The sequence below is a fragment of the Rhizobium sp. YTU87027 genome (genome assembly GCF_050644135.1).
Classification (GTDB): domain Bacteria; phylum Pseudomonadota; class Alphaproteobacteria; order Rhizobiales; family Rhizobiaceae; genus Rhizobium.
In genome coordinates this window covers 1,420,358-1,435,466 of record NZ_CP098441.1, presented here as the reverse complement: position 1 = coordinate 1,435,466, position 15,109 = coordinate 1,420,358, and the positions used below count along the sequence as shown (strand labels likewise).

At 60.5% G+C, this 15,109-nt stretch carries 11 protein-coding genes; 10 read left to right on the top strand and 1 reads right to left on the bottom strand.

The annotated features are described in order from the left end of the window. The first annotated feature begins 256 nt into the window (after positions 1-256). The gene (locus NBG89_RS25640) at positions 257-1,918 is read left to right on the top strand and encodes a Na/Pi cotransporter family protein (RefSeq protein WP_431323130.1); all 1,662 of its coding nucleotides are present in this window, start codon (positions 257-259) and stop codon (positions 1,916-1,918) included. Positions 1,919-2,108: 190 nt separating this feature from the next. Here the strand turns inward: NBG89_RS25640 and putA are convergent, their stop codons facing one another. Beyond that, complete coding sequence (gene putA / locus NBG89_RS25635) at positions 2,109-5,819, bottom strand: trifunctional transcriptional regulator/proline dehydrogenase/L-glutamate gamma-semialdehyde dehydrogenase (RefSeq protein WP_431323129.1); 3,711 nt, start codon at positions 5,817-5,819, stop codon at positions 2,109-2,111. Between the two features lie 199 nt (positions 5,820-6,018). On the opposite strand from putA, the gene NBG89_RS25630 reads away from it, so the two are divergent. The 9 genes from NBG89_RS25630 to NBG89_RS25590 all read left to right on the top strand — a co-directional run bounded on the left by NBG89_RS25630 (position 6,019) and on the right by NBG89_RS25590 (position 14,922). Further along, positions 6,019-6,411 (top strand): Lrp/AsnC family transcriptional regulator, encoded by a 393-nt coding sequence (locus NBG89_RS25630; RefSeq protein ID WP_431324553.1) that lies wholly within the window; start codon positions 6,019-6,021, stop codon positions 6,409-6,411. Positions 6,412-6,553: 142 nt separating this feature from the next. Then, positions 6,554-7,438, top strand: a complete 885-nt coding sequence (locus NBG89_RS25625) for a dihydrodipicolinate synthase family protein (RefSeq protein WP_431324552.1) — start codon at positions 6,554-6,556, stop codon at positions 7,436-7,438. 5 nt (positions 7,439-7,443) lie between these two features. Next, positions 7,444-8,121: a GntR family transcriptional regulator gene (locus NBG89_RS25620; RefSeq protein WP_431323128.1), complete on the top strand. Its 678-nt coding sequence runs from the start codon at positions 7,444-7,446 to the stop codon at positions 8,119-8,121. A 51-nt stretch (positions 8,122-8,172) separates the two neighbouring features. Then, positions 8,173-9,504, top strand: a complete 1,332-nt coding sequence (locus tag NBG89_RS25615; protein WP_431323127.1) for an ABC transporter substrate-binding protein — start codon at positions 8,173-8,175, stop codon at positions 9,502-9,504. After that, positions 9,504-10,439 (top strand): carbohydrate ABC transporter permease, encoded by a 936-nt coding sequence (locus NBG89_RS25610; protein WP_431323126.1) that lies wholly within the window; start codon positions 9,504-9,506, stop codon positions 10,437-10,439. The genes NBG89_RS25615 and NBG89_RS25610 overlap by 1 nt, the downstream gene beginning before the upstream one ends. Then, a complete protein-coding gene (locus NBG89_RS25605) occupies positions 10,439-11,254 on the top strand; it encodes a carbohydrate ABC transporter permease (RefSeq protein ID WP_431323125.1) in 816 nt (271 codons plus the stop codon). The genes NBG89_RS25610 and NBG89_RS25605 overlap by 1 nt, the downstream gene beginning before the upstream one ends. Before the next feature lie 89 nt (positions 11,255-11,343). Beyond that, the gene (locus NBG89_RS25600) at positions 11,344-12,240 is read left to right on the top strand and encodes a PfkB family carbohydrate kinase (RefSeq protein ID WP_431323124.1); all 897 of its coding nucleotides are present in this window, start codon (positions 11,344-11,346) and stop codon (positions 12,238-12,240) included. Between the two features lie 135 nt (positions 12,241-12,375). Further along, positions 12,376-13,407, top strand: coding sequence for an IS110 family transposase (locus tag NBG89_RS25595; protein ID WP_099086550.1), 1,032 nt, complete (start codon positions 12,376-12,378; stop codon positions 13,405-13,407). Between the two features lie 300 nt (positions 13,408-13,707). After that, complete coding sequence (locus tag NBG89_RS25590) at positions 13,708-14,922, top strand: IS701 family transposase (protein WP_431323123.1); 1,215 nt, start codon at positions 13,708-13,710, stop codon at positions 14,920-14,922. Positions 14,923-15,109 lie beyond the last annotated feature (187 nt).

Genomic DNA, 15,109 nt, shown 5'->3' with positions numbered 1-15,109 from the left:
GGTTTGCGCCATGTGAATGTTACCAGGTTGGAAGGGCGGAGGTTTTCGGTCCCTCCCCACCTGGTGCAGACTTCACAGCTTGGCCGTCAGCCTGATTTATGCCTGGCTGGCGTTTGAAGAAGCTACAGACAGCGTGACATCATGGCAGTGTCGCGTCTTTAAACGTACATCGTGCGTCGCTCGATTTTGGACAATCATGCTTGCGATGCTATGACTTAGTCGCGATTTGAAGCGGGCGCAGACGGGCGGAACGCGCATGGCTACGACAGTTGCTGTTTTCGGGGGTATCGGGCTTTTCTTGCTCGGCATGACCGTCATGACTGACGGTTTGAAGGCGCTGGCAGGATCTGCACTGCGGACTGTTCTCGGCAAGGCCGCGGCGACGCCGCTCTCAGGAGCCTTCTGGGGCGCAATCGTCACACTGCTCGTACAGTCGTCGAGCGCGGTGACGATGACGACGATTGGCCTCGTCAGCGCCGGGCTCTTGACGTTTCCGCAGGGGCTTGGTCTCGTGTTCGGCGCAAATGTGGGCACGACCGGAACGGCCTGGCTCGTGGCGCTGATTGGTGTGCGCGTCTCGCTTTCAACTTACGCGCTGCCGCTTATCTTCTTAGGCTCGCTCGCCAAGTTGCTGGGAGGCAGGCGGATCGCGGCAGCGGGCGGCGCGCTCGCAGGATTTGCGCTGGTACTTTACGGGCTGACTACGTTGCAGCAGGGCATGGCAGGCCTCGCCGAAAGTCTGCACCCGTCCGACCTGCCCGCCGTCCTCGGCACGCCGGGTGTCGGCTGGATCGAAGGGTCGGTCGGTCTCATGAGCTTGGTGGTCGTCGGCTTGGCGATGACCGCCGTCATGCAGTCATCGACAGCTTCGATCGCCGTTACCATTTCGGCATACTATGCCGGTGCGGTGGGCCTGGAACAGGGTGCAGCCCTGATCATCGGTCAGAACATCGGAACGGCAACGAGCTCCGCACTGGCAGCCATAGGCGCCAGCGCAACGGCCAAGCGCCTGGCTCTTGCCTATGTGCTGTTCAAGCTTATCGCAGCGGTTATCGCAATCGTCGCATTTCCGGTCACGGCGGCGCTGATGAAGGCCTTCATGACATCGCTCGATGGGATGACGCTCCTTGCCGCCTATCATACGGCCTATAACGTCGTGGGTGTCGCGGTGCTGCTTCCAGCGACACAGTGGTTCACCCGCATCGTGGAGCGGCTGTTGCCCTCCAGGCAGACGGCGCTTCAGCGCGCTCTCGATCCAAGCGCACTTGCCAGTGCGGTGGTTGCGGTCGAAACCGCCCGGCGTGTCATAGCCGGCGTCCTCGGGCGGTCCACGGCTTCCGTTTCCGCGATGCTTGCCGGCGGAGCCGTCCCATCGGCGGCGGCCGCCGAGGCGGCGGGTGCGCTTTCGGAAGTACGGGCTTTCTTGTCCGAGTTGCGAGAAGGGCCCGAGACAGATGCCGAGCGATTGCGCATGACGAGCACGCTGCACGCACTCGACCACGCCTCTCGTCTCGCAGAAATCTTGACCGACGGCAATTCGCCGGGGCATCCGGCTCAGGCCACCGGCAATCTTCGGGCTGCAGAGCTATGCGCTCGGGCCATGCGTGCGGCACAGGCGATCGGTGGCTCCATCACCTCGGAGTCTGCTCTCAGCACAAAAGCCGCCTCCATCGGCTGGAGCATTTCGAACGAGGTCGCCGCCTCTCTCGACGAAGCAGAGGCGGCATCAAGCGAGCTGGAGGCCCTGCAACGCGACCACCGCGCGGCGGCCCTCGCCTCCGTTGCTGAGGGCGAACTGACTGCGGCCGATGCCCTCGGTCGGATCGACGCTGCCCGACGGCTTGACCAAATCGCGCACCACGCCTGGCGTTCGGCTGCCCATCTGCTCGGTCGAGGCGCAAATGCCAATCGAGACTAGTGAGGCAAAGTGCCAATGCGCCTTCTGACATTTGCGGCCGTGCGGTTTGCGAGCGGACTGCCAAAGTCGCCTCGTCAACGCCTCGTCTCAATCTTCTCTGCGGTTCGAAATCCCATATCGCGGTCACGAAGGATGAGCGCTTAGTGGCCATGGCCGGCGGCGACGACACGGGGCTGGCGCCGCCGGTCGCCTACCCTATCGACATCAAACTGGCGTTGCCGCCGGCCGCTGCGGTATTGATGGAAGTGGACACTTCCTCCAAAAGCCAGTTCAGGCAGTATGCGTCCGGATCGCGTTCAAGGCGCTCAGTCGAGGCTGCCTGGGAAAGCAGCAGAGGACCGGGCGTCGCGGCGAGTTTTGCGAGCATGGCCGAGACCCGGTCGGCATCGCCTTCAATCAGCGCGCCGGCCATTGGGCTGGCCTTTGCGGCTGCCTGTTGCCAGGAAATCCGTTGAGCGACGCTCGTGGGAACGCCGTTCAGGGTCGAGCGGAGGCTGTCATCAGCGTCGATGACAGCGCTGTTACCGGTGGCGAGAACCGCCGACACCTGGCGAATGAGGCCGGTCCGAGAGACCGCAGAGCAGAGGATCGCGCCGCGCGAGTGAAGCGCATAGAGGTTGCGCTCGCCGACCGGACCTGCGAGCTCGGTTTCCAGCCCCAGAGCCGATTGGCTGCCGAGATGGCGCGCCGTTTCTGCGTCGTCTGAAAGGCCCTTTTGGTCCAGCCACTTGGCGAAATCGGAAAGAGCGGGATCGCTGTAGACGGAGCTGTGTTGCGGCGGGATCGGTGGCGTCGTGACCAACCGCCCGAGATAGAGCGGACCGCCGGCCTTGGGACCCGTGCCCGACAAGCCGCGGCCGCCAAAAGGCTGGACGCCGACCACGGCCCCGATGACGTTGCGGTTTACATAGAGGTTGCCGGCCTTTACCTGTGACGTGACGGTCGCGATCGTTTCGTCGAGGCGCGTGTGGAGACCGAAGGTCAGGCCGTAGCCAGTGCCGTTGATCTCGTCGATCAGGCGAGCGAGATCCTTTCGCCGCCACCTGATGACGTGCAGAACGGGGCCGAAGACCTCGCGCTTCAGCTTAGAGATCTTGTCGATCTCGATGATCGTTGGTGCAACGAAGGTTCCGTGCTTGGTTGCGTCCGGTAAGTCAACGCGCTCGACCGGGCATCCGGCGCTGCCCATGGCGGCAACGTGCGCCTCGATGATGGCCTTGGCTTCAGCGGTGATTACCGGACCGATATCGGCGGCCAGCCGGTTGGTGTTGGCGATCGTCAGCTCGCCTAACGCGCCCTTTAGCATGGTCAGCGTACGATCGGCGACGTCTTCCTGGAGGCACAGGATACGGAGCGCGGAGCAGCGCTGGCCTGCGCTGTCGAAGGCCGAGGCGATCACGTCGCCGACCACCTGTTCGGCGAGCGCCGAGGAGTCGACGATCATTGCATTCTGACCGCCGGTCTCGGCAATCAAGGGGATCGGCTTGCCGTCCTTTGAGAGGCGTTTGGCAAGTTCCGTTTGGATGATGCGGGCGACTTCGGTCGAGCCGGTAAACATAACAGCTGCGGCTTCAGGTGCTGCGACCAGGGCGGCCCCTACCCTTCCGTCCCCGGGAAGCAGTTGGACGACGTCGGCAGGAATACCGGCTTCGTGGAAGATCCGAACGGCCTCGGCGGCAATCAGCGGTGTTTCTTCTGCAGGCTTTGCAAGGACGGGATTGCCGGCGACAAGAGCTGCAGCAACCTGGCCTGTGAAGATTGCCAGCGGAAAGTTCCAGGGGCTGATGCACACGACCGGCCCGAGCGGCGCGTGCGAGGGTCCAAGCGTACGGCGGGTCTGCTCGGCATAGTAGCGCAGGAAGTCGACGGCCTCGCGCACTTCGGCAACCGCGTTTAGCAGCGATTTGCCGGCTTCGCGGATGATGAGGCCCAAAAGCGTCTCCATTTTGGCCTGCATGATGTCGGCAGCACGATCAAGCAGGGCCGCTCTTTCGAGGGGCGGTGCCGATGCCCAGGACGAGGCCGCTTTCAGGGCGATCGCGGCAGCGTGAGCCGCCTCTTGCGTGGTCGCTTCGCGCACCGTGCCGACAACGTCACGGCTGTCGGCCGGGTTTAGAACGTCGCGGGCCGCTGGCGTCGCGTCGGTCTGGCTTGTTGGCGCGGCCGTCCACGAGACGATGGCGCTCGCCTTCAGTGTTTCGGTCAGTGCCTGCAGAGAGGTTTCGTCGGAGATATCAATGCCGGCAGAGTTGCGGCGCTGACCGTACAGATCGGAAGGAAGCGCGATCTTGTCGTGCTTTTGACCGGGCACCGGCATTTTGGCGACGATCTCGACCGGATCGGCAACAAGCTCATCGATCGAGACATTGGGGTCGGCAATGCGGTTTACGAAGGAGGAGTTTGCACCATTTTCGAGAAGACGGCGCACGAGGTAGGCAAGCAGGGTTTCATGGGTACCGACGGGGGCGTAAATGCGGCACGGACGGTTGAGGTTCTGCCGACCGACAACCTCGTCGTATAGCGGCTCCCCCATGCCATGCAGGCACTGGAACTCGTACTTGCCGACATGATAGTCCGAGCCGGCCATATGGTAGATGGTGGCAAGTGTCTGCGCGTTGTGGGTGGCAAACTGCGGGAAGACCGCGTCGGTTGCTGCAAGCAGTTTCTTGGCGCAGGCGATGTAGGAGACGTCGGTATAGATCTTGCGGGTAAAGACCGGGAAGTCTTCCAGGCCATCGAGCTGCGCGCGTTTGATTTCGGCATCCCAATAGGCACCCTTGACGAGGCGGACCATGATGCGGCGGCCGGCACGACGAGCAAGATCGATGATGAAGTCGAGGACGAAGGGGCAGCGCTTGCCGTAGGCCTGGACCACGAAGCCCATGCCGTTCCAGCCGGCAAGGTCTTCGTCGAGGCACAGTGTTTCAAGGATATCCAGTGACAGCTCCAGCCGATCGGCCTCCTCGGCATCGATGTTGAGGCCGATGTCATAGGATTTGGCGATCACCGCAAGCGCCTTGACCTTCGGCAGCAACTCGCCCATGACGCGGGTGCTCTGAGCTCTCGAATAGCGAGGATGCAGGGCGGAAAGCTTGATCGAAATGCCGGGGCCTTCATAGATGCCGCGACGATCGGAGGCTTTGCCGATGGCGTGTATCGCTGCTTCGTAATCCTTGTAATAGCGCTCAGCGTCGGCGCCTGTGGTCGCCGCCTCGCCGAGCATGTCGTAGGAGTAGCGGAAGCCGCGCTGTTCCAGCGGCCTTGCCCGCTGGAGCGCTTCGTCGATCGTCTCACCGGTGACGAACTGCTCGCCCATCATGCGCATTGCCATGTCGACGCCGCGCCGGATGACAGGCTCGCCGCAGCGCGCGATCAGGCGGGTAAGCGCTGCCGAGAGGTTGCGATCGTTGACTGTCGCGGTGAGCTTGCCGGTTACCACCAATCCCCAGGTTGCGGCATTGACGAAGAGCGAACGACCGCCACCGAGATGCGATTTCCAATCGCCTTCTGCAATCTTGTCACGGATCAGGGCGTCGCGCGTTGCCGTATCGGGAATGCGCAGCAAGGCTTCCGCCAGACACATGAGCGCAACGCCTTCCTGGCTTGAAAGCGAATATTCGTGAACGAGACCTTCGACGCCAGTGCCCTTGTGCTTGGCGCGCAGCGCTTCAATGAGCGTGCGGGCGGTTGTCGCCGCATCCTGCCTGACCTTTTCGGGAAGCTTGGCGGCGTCAACGAGCCGTGGGACGCAAACGGTCTCCGGTGTACGGTAAGCGGCCGTGATGGCGCGCCGCAGATCGCTTTGCGGTCGCACTGTCGGGGCAAAATCCTCGAAGAAATTTGCGCCGCCAGGCTGCGTGTCACCGGTCTTGTTCGCCACCGCATCGTTGGTGATCGTCATCTCTTTGCTCCAGGTCGGGATAGTAGAAGATCCATAGCAGTTCCTGAAAAGTGGAGTTCACTTGAAATTTACGTTTGAGAACTATATTTTCCTAATTTAAGCGCAGACTAAAGGGAATATCGTGAGTCTCGTCACAAATAACAGGGAAATCGACCAGTTCGACCATAAGATAATCGAGGCCCTTGTCGCCGACGGCCGCATGTCGATTACCGACCTCGCCAAGAAAGTGGGCCTTTCCAACACACCGTGCCAAGTCAGATTAAAGCGATTGATCGAAGATGGCTATATTCTTGGATTTCGCGCCATCGTCGATGTGAAAAAACTCGGCAAGAATCACGTTGCATTCACCGAGGTAAAACTCTCCGATACGCGCGAGCACGCGCTGACGGCTTTCAACATCGCCGCACGCAAGCTGCAGGAGGTCGAGGAGTGCCACATGATCGCCGGCGCTTTCGACTATCTTTTAAAGATACGCACGTCGGACATTGCCAATTACAGGCTGGTGCTCGGTGAAAAGATATCGAGCCTTCCTTTCGTTGCCAGCACGTCAACTTTCGTAGCCATGGAGGCCGTAAAGGAAAGCGGCATCTGAAGCTCGGCCTGCCCTTGCGGCGTCCCTCTTCTGCCAGGTTTCCTGCCCGCTCGCGCGCAATCGGCGCGCATGCGAATATTACCTATTTACAACTAACATGTCAGTCTGCTACGTCTAACCCATCGACTGGGAGAACATGACATTGACTGAGAAATTCGGGCTTTCCGTTGCGCTTGCGACGCCGTTTGACGCCAAGGGCGAAATCGCCGTTGATGTGATGGTTGAGCAGGCAAAACAATGCCTTGCGGCAGGATGTGAAAGCGTTACGCTGTTTGGCACCACGGGAGAGGGATCGTCGATCGGGACGCAGGAGCGTGAGCACATCCTCACCGCATTTCTCAACGCTGGTATCGCGCCCCAGAAGATCGTCATGGGCGTGCTGGTCGATGCTGCCGAAGACGCTGCGGTTCAGGCCGGAAACGCTCTTTCGCGTGGTGCGCGCAACATCCTGCTGGCCCCGCCCTCCTATTTCAAGAATGTCAGCGATGACGGTCTTTTCAAGTGGTTCTCTGCCGTCTTTGCGATCCTCGGCGACAAAGCGCGCGACGTCATTGTCTACAATATTCCTTCGGTAACCATGGTGCCGCTGACTGTGTCGCTGATCGGGCGTTTGCGTGCAGCTTTTCCGGCGGTCGTCACCGGCGTCAAGGATTCGTCCGGCGACTGGCCATTTACCGAAAGCCTGCTGAAAGCCCACGGCGATCTCATTATTCTGATCGGCGATGAGCGCCACCTCGCAAAGGGCGTGCGCCTCGGCGGCCAGGGCGCGATCTCAGGCATGGCGAACTTCCTGCCTGCCGAGGTCAAGCTGATGGCGACAGAAGGCAGGGACGATGCCCGCGTAGAGGGTTTTGTTGCCGAGCTTCTGAAGTACCCGGTGACACCGGCCGTCAAGGTCATGGTCGCCCGTCTTGCCGGGGAGGAGATGTGGCTTGCGGTTCGACCGCCACTCGTTTCGATTTCCAGCGAGGGACAGGAGCAGCTTGCGCTTGCCTTTGATGCGCTTTTCCGCTCCAAAGCAGCATAAGCGCCATGTACGAGGGGGAGGCAATGGACGGAATGGACGAGCAGCCGACGCTGCGGGAAAAGGCGTATGAAAGCTTCACACGCCACCTGCTGGCACGCGACGTACGTCCGGGTCAGTTCGTCTCCCAGCGCCGTCTGGTCGAACTGACCGGATTGACGCTCGCGGCGATCCGCGAACTTATCCCGCGGCTTGAGGCGGAAGGGCTGATCAAGACGGTCCCACAGCGTGGGCTGCAGATCGCTCATATCGACCTCAACCTCATTCGCGAGGCTTTCCAGCTTCGGCTCTTCCTCGAGAAGGAGGCCGTGGCGCTCTTCACGCGCTCAGCGTCGGACGAGGCGATCGCCGAACTTTTGAAGCAGCATCGCGATATCGCAAACGCCATTGCCAATGGCGACGCCTCGCATGAGCTGGAAGTGCGTGCTCAAGCCGTCGACTGGGGCATGCACGACGCCTTTATCGACGCGCTTGGCAATACGATCATCTCCAATGCCTACCGGGTTAATTCGATCAAGATGCGCCTGATCAGCCAGGAGCGTTTCCGTATCGACGGGCGTGTTGGCCCGGTCATGGGGGAGCATCTGAAGGTTCTTGAGGCGATCGAAAGGCGATCGGCCGAGGATGCGGTAAACAGCCTCGCCGCCCACATCAATCACGCGAGGGATCGCGCCTTAAGGATCTAGTTGATAACAAGCCGGCGGTGAGGAGACCGACGGCAAAAGAGGAGGAGTTACATGCGATCATCATTCCTGAATCCAACCCGGCGCGGCTTTCTCGCCGGCACAGCGGCGCTTGGTGCCAGCAGCCTCATGGGCGTTCGCTCGGCATCGGCGGCAGTCGACTGGAAACGCTTTGCCGGGACGACACTGGAAGTCAATCTGGTCAAGAGCCCGCGCAGCGAAACGCTCATCAAGTATCTTGCCGAGTTTGAAGAGTTGACCGGCATCAAGGTCAATGCGGAAGCGACGCCTGAACAGCAGCAGCGCCAGAAGACCACGATCGAACTGAGCTCCGGCAAGCCGAGTTTCGACGTTGTGCACATGAGCTATCACGTCCAGAAGCGACAGTTCGAAAAGGGTGGCTGGCTTGCCGATATCAGCGGCTTGCTCAAGGATCCTTCGCTCACCGATCCGTCCCTGGTTGAGAGCGACTTTGCCGAAGCCGGCATGACCTTCGCCAAGGATTCTGATGGTGTCCTGCGCTCCCTGCCCTTTTCTGTCGACTACTGGATCGTCTACTGGAACAAGGCGCTCTTTGAAAAGAAGGGGCTTTCCTATCCGACCACGTTTGAGGAGATGGCACATGCTGCAGAGGCGTTGACCGATCCGTCGACCAACACCTACGGCTTCGTCGCCCGTGGCCTCAAGAATGCCAATACGCCGGTTTGGACGACGCTATTGCTCGGCTATGGATCGAGCCCGCTCGGGCCTGATGGCAAGCTGCGCACCAATTCGGATGAGGCCGTGGAAGCCGCCAAGCTCTACCAGCGGCTGATGACCAAGGCCGCTCCTCCCGGTGTCTCGGGCTTCAACTGGGCGGAAGCCCAGTCGGCCTTCCTGCAGGGCAAGATCGGCATGTGGCTCGACGGCGTGGGCTTTGCGCCGCCAATCGAAAACCCGGAAAAATCGCGTGTCGTTGGCCAGGTCGGATATGGCGTCATGCCGAAAGGGCCGAAGGCGCAGGCCGCGGCAACCACCGGCGACGGCCTTGGCGTGGTCGCCGCAAGCCAGAAGAAGGAAGCCGCATATCTCTTCTGCCAGTGGGCCATTTCCCACGACATGGGGGCACGCCTGCTTCAGGCCGGGGCCGGCGTTCCGTTCCGCCAGTCGGTGCTCGAGGATCAGAAAGTGCGCGAAGGCGTGAAGATGCCGGCCGCGTGGCTCGATGCCGTTGCCAATTCCGCCAAGGTGTCGCAGCTTGCCCTGCCGATCATCATACCGGTCACGGAGTTCCGCGATATCTACGGGGTCGGTCTCACCAACATGATCGGCGGTGCCGATCCGGCCACGGAGTTGAAGACTGCCACAGCCCAGTTCGAGCCGGTCCTGGCACGAAGCGAGGGATAATGGCTTCGGTGAGCATGGAAACCGCAACTGCGGTCAAGGCCAAGCAGGGGAGCAAACCGTCTCGGTTTGCTCCCAATTATTGGCCTTTCGTTATCCCCGCCCTGGTCGTCGTGGCGGCTGTCATCGTTTTCCCCTGGGTCTTTACCCTGTGGATGAGCGTCAACAGCTGGACACTCGGCCAGGCACAGGTTTTTGCCGGGCTGGACAACTACCTGCGCCTGGCGGTTGACCTGCGCTTTTGGGACTCGCTGTGGCATACCCTGCTCTACACAACCCTGTCGGTCGCAGCTCCGCTTTTCCTCGGAACGCTGGCCGCGCTCATCTTCGATGCCCAGTTTCCGCTGCGCGGCATCCTGCGCGGCATATTCGTGATGCCGATGATGGCAACTCCGGTCGCCGTCGCGCTCGTCTGGACGATGATGTTTCATCCCCAGCTCGGCGTTTTGAACTACCTGCTTTCCTATATCGGGATTGGTCCGCAGGAATGGATCTATAACCAGACCAGCGTCATTCCCTCGCTGGTGCTGGTGGAAACCTGGCAGTGGACACCGCTTGTCATGCTGATCGTGCTTGGCGGCCTGGCGGCAGTACCGCGCGAACCCTATGAGAGCGCAGAAATCGACGGTGCCAACGTTTGGCAGAAGTTTCGTTACCTGACGCTGCCGATGATCGCGCCGTTCCTGATGATCGCCGTGATCATTCGCAGTATCGATGCGGTCAAGAGCTTCGATATCATTTACGCGATGACACAAGGCGGCCCCGGCACCGCGTCGGAAACGATCAATATCTACCTCTACAACACCGCCTTCTCCTACTACGACATCGGCTATGGCTCAGCGATGGCGGTTGTCTTCTTCGTGTTGATCGTGGTCCTTTCCTTCATTCTCTTGATGGTCAAGCAGCGCGCCAACTGGTCCGATGGGGAGACACGCTGATGAAGCGCAAGGCCCTTGATCGTATCGGACTTCTGTTCGTGGCGCTGGTGATGGTGTCGCCGGTGGTTCTGTTCTTCCTCTGGATGATCTCACTGTCTCTGAAATATGAGATCGACAATGGCGCCTATCCGCCGATCTTCATCCCCGAACGCTTGGCCTGGTCGAACTACGTCAAGGTATTCGAGGAAAACAACTTCTTTCTCTATCTCTGGAATTCGGTTCTCGTCACCGGCGCGGCGACCCTCCTGGCGCTGGTCATCGGTGTGCCCGCCGGATACGGCATTGCTCGTCTTAAGGCAGAAAAGTCGGCCGTCGTTATCATGATCGCCCGCATGACACCCGGCCTTTCATTCCTCATTCCGCTCTTCCTGCTGTTCCAGTGGTTGAACCTGCTCGGCACGCTGTGGCCGCAGATCATCATCCATCTGGTCGTTACAGTCCCAATCGTCGTCTGGATTATGATCGGCTATTTTGAAACGACACCGATGGAGCTGGAGGAAGCCGCAAGCATCGACGGGGCAACGCCCTGGCAGGTGTTCCGCCTGGTGGCCCTGCCGATCGCCAGGCCGGGGATCGTCGTTGCCTTCATCCTGTCGGTGATCTTTTCTTGGAACAATTTCGTCTTCGGCATCGTCCTTGCAAGCCGTGAAACGCGAACGCTCCCTGTTGCGGTCTATAACATGCTGTCGTTCGAACAGGTCAGCTGGGGTCCACTTGCAGCGGCAGCCCTGATCGTCACGCTGCCGGTGTTGATCCTGACCGTCTTCGCGCAGCGCCAGATTGTTGCCGGCCTGACGGCAGGTGCCGTCAAGTGACGTTAGCAGTCCAAGAACAGCAAAAAAGGGCAAGGCACATCCTGTGTGTCGGCGCGGCTGTCCTCGACACACTCTTCCGGGTCCGTATTATGCCGACCGGGCAAGGCAAAGTCCTGCCATACGATATGCTGCAGATTGCGGAAGGCATGGCCTCGAGCGCCGCCTTTACGGTTACAAGGCTTGGCGGGAAAGCCAGCCTGTGGGGTGCAGTCGGGGACGACGAGACCGGCGGACGCATTGTCGCTGATCTCGCTGAAAGCGGCATAGATACCCGTGGCATGCGTCGCGTCGCAGGCGCCCGTTCGGCAATGTCGACGATCCTGATCGACGACGGCGGTGAGCGCCTGATCATCCCCTTCTACGATCCGCGGCTGCATCAGGATGTCCATCCGCTTACGGCTGCCGATGTTTCGGCATTCGATGCCGTTCTGGTCGACGTTCGCTGGCCCGAACTTGCACTACAGACGTTGCTCGCTGCCGGCAAAGTCGGCATACCTGCCATCCTCGATGGCGACGTGGCGCCCGACGGGGTGATCGAGATGCTGGCGCCGGCGGCAAGCCACATTGTCTTTTCGCAGCCGGCTGCGGAGCGCCTGGCTGGAACAGCAGACCCGATATCGATCGTTCGCCGGCTGAAGGAACACTTCAGTCACGGTTTCGTCGCCGTGACGTTCGGGGAAAGAGGCTCCTACTGGTTCGACGATGACAGTGCCTCTATCCGCCACCTCGAAGCACCTGACATCACGGCCGTCGATACGCTGGCGGCAGGCGATATTTTCCATGGAGCCTTTGCGCTTTCGCTTTGCGAGGGCATGGCGATCGAGGATGTGATGCGCACATCATCAATGGCAGCGGCCATCAAATGCCAGAGGTTCGGTGGGCGTGTCGGGGCACCCGATCGAACAGAGCTCGAGGCTGCACTGCAAGACTGGCCAGCCAGGGCCGTCGATGTCATACCATCCGCAGAAGCGGCGCAAGCCGTTTGACTGTCAAGCGGCCTTCTAGATGCCGTAATGGGCCGGCGTCTCATGAGTAGCCAGTTGGGTGGCTGTCCCTCAGAATGATGATGTTTGGAAACGAGGTCCGAGCGATCGGCCTCAAGCATCATGAGAGGAACAGCCATGGAATATTATGCAGGAATCGACGTCTCGCTGAAAGAGAGCAGCGTGTGCGTGGTCGACGCGACGGGCAAGTTGGTTCGCGAGGTCAAGGTAGGCAGCGAGCCTGAATGCCTGGTCGGGTATTTTGATCAACTGGACTTTCCGGTAGAGCGCATCGGCCTTGAAGCGGGGCCGTTGTCCCAATGGCTACACGCGGCTCTCGTTGCTGCGGGTCATGAGGTGGTTTTGCTGGAAACGCGGCATGTGAAGGCGGCGCTTTCGGCGATGACGGTGAAGACCGACCGCAAGGATGCACGGGGGATCGCGCAACTGCTCCGCATGGGGTGGTATCGTCCGGTCCACGCCAAATCGTCGCCGGCCCAGGACACTCGGGCTCTCCTGGTTGGCCGCAAGCTTCTGCAATCCAAGCTGCTCGACGTCGAGCTCAGCATCCGGGGTATCCTGCGTGGCTATGGATTAAAGGTCGGCGAAGTCAGCCGAGGGCGTTTCGAGGCGCGCATCCGCGAACTGATTGCAGGGCATGCGATATTGTCGATGGTGATTGACGCGATGCTGACGGCGCGAGCAGCGCTGTGGAGCGAATTTACGAAGCTGCACCGCGAGATGCTCAGGATCGCCCGCGCCGACAGAGTTTGCCAACGGCTGATGAGTGCGCCGGGTGTCGGTGCCTTGGTTGCGCTGACCTACCGCTCCGCGGTCGATGATCCAGCCCGGTTCGAAAAGTCCAGCACAGTGGGTGCCTACTTCGGGCTGACGCCGAAGAAATATCAATCCGGCGAAACTGATCGCGATGGCGGTGTCAGCAAGGTCGGCGACGCGATGGTGCGAACCGCATTGTTCGAGTCTGCGCACATAATGCTGACGCGGGCGACGCGCTTTTCCAGTCTAAAGCGCTGGGCGCTCGATGTGGCCAGGCGTCGCGGGATGAAGCGCGCGAAGGTTGCCCTCGCACGCAAACTGGGTGTCGTACTTCACCGCATGTGGATGGATGCGACGGACTTTCGCTGGAGCGCAAACCCTATGGCGGCATGAAGAGAGCTACGTGATTGACGCGGGCAAGTGCAAGGCTTGCGTCTGATGAGGTCCCGTCGCTGGGACGCAGGCTTGGCAAGGTCGTGTGTAGTGCTGTGACCGCTTCGGCGAAGCACGCTTTCTAGATTGACCTGTCGGCTTGTTGATCTGATGGCATAGTGTGGCGGTCTTCGTGCTGACCACGGACAGAAGCATGGCCTCAGCGACGAGATAATCATTCAGAGGGACTTGACGAACAAAGGCCCATTACAGAAGCATTACAGTTGCATATTTACCTATGATCTGAATCTATGGGTCTCCATGATTCGGAGGTCATGGATGGCAGGTGCATCAATCGAGACGACGCTTGAGCTTTGGGCATCATCCTTGCGCGACGTGAAGGCTCGCATGCGCGGACTGTTTACGCAGGAGCGAGTTGCAGCCTCTGCGAACCTTTTCCTGGACGGCTTGCTGGGTGACGAGCGGCGTAAGACAGGTTGGATGCGTGCTGAGGCGGCCGGTGATCCCGGCCCGTGGCGGCAACAAGCCATTCTGGGGCGCGGGCGCTGGGACGCGGACGGACTTCGCGACATCGTGCGAGAGTATGTCGTAGAAAACCTCGCCACGGATGATGCGGTCCTGGTCATCGACGAGACGGGCTTCCTCAAGCAGGGCAAGACATCGTGCGGTGTTGCCCGTCAATATACAGGTTCGGCAGGCAAGATAACGAACTGCCAGATCGGTGTGTTCGCCGCCTATGTGTCCGTTCGCGGTCATGCCTTTATCGATCGAGCCCTGTACTTGCCCAAGAGCTGGACTGGCGATCCGGCAAGGCTTGCAGCAGCTCATGTTCCTCAGGCTACAGCCTTCGCTACCAAGCCAGGCCTGGCTGTCGATATGATACGGCGGGTGCTGGCAGCGGAAGTGCCATTTTCATGGGTGGCCGCAGATGCGGTCTATGGCGTCGGGGACATCGAAGGAACCCTGCGCCGAGCCTGCAAAGGCTACGTTCTTGGGGTTAAATCGGACCACCATTTCGGCTCGTGGTCGGGAAAGCCTCCGGTCGCCGGCACAGCTCAGGAGATCGCCCGTGATCTCGATCCAAGTGCATGGCAACGTCTTTCCGCCGGTGAGGGCACCAAAGGCGCTCGGCTTCATGACTGGGCCTACTGCGAACTCGCCGATCTCGATGCCGACGAATACAACGAGACGAAATCTGGGCTTTGGACCCGTGGCCTCCTGATCCGGCGCAATATCAGCGACGGTGATCTCGCATTCTTCACCACATGGTGCCCGGCCGGGACGGACATCCAGACGCTCGTTTCCGTTGAAGGCCATCGCTGGGCGATCGAAGACAGCTTCGAGACCGCCAAGAACGAGCTCGGACTCGATCACAACGAAACCCGGTCATGGCATGGCTGGCATCGCCACGTCTCCCTCGTCATGCTTGCCTTCGCCATGATGGCGGTGATCCGGTACCGCGCCAATGACGCGACGCCCCCAAAAAGACCGCGGATGCCGACCATCCGGATTTGATCCGCTGGTCTATCCAGGAAGTCCGGCGCATCGCCATCAGACTCGCTCAGCGTCGCATAAGCCCCGCCTACGTCATCGCATGGTCATGCTGGAGGCGCGCCCATCAGGCGGCCGCTCGGCGAGCTCACCTCAAAACTAAAATGCAACTGTAATGCTTCTGTAATGGGCCTTTGTTCGTCAAGTCCCT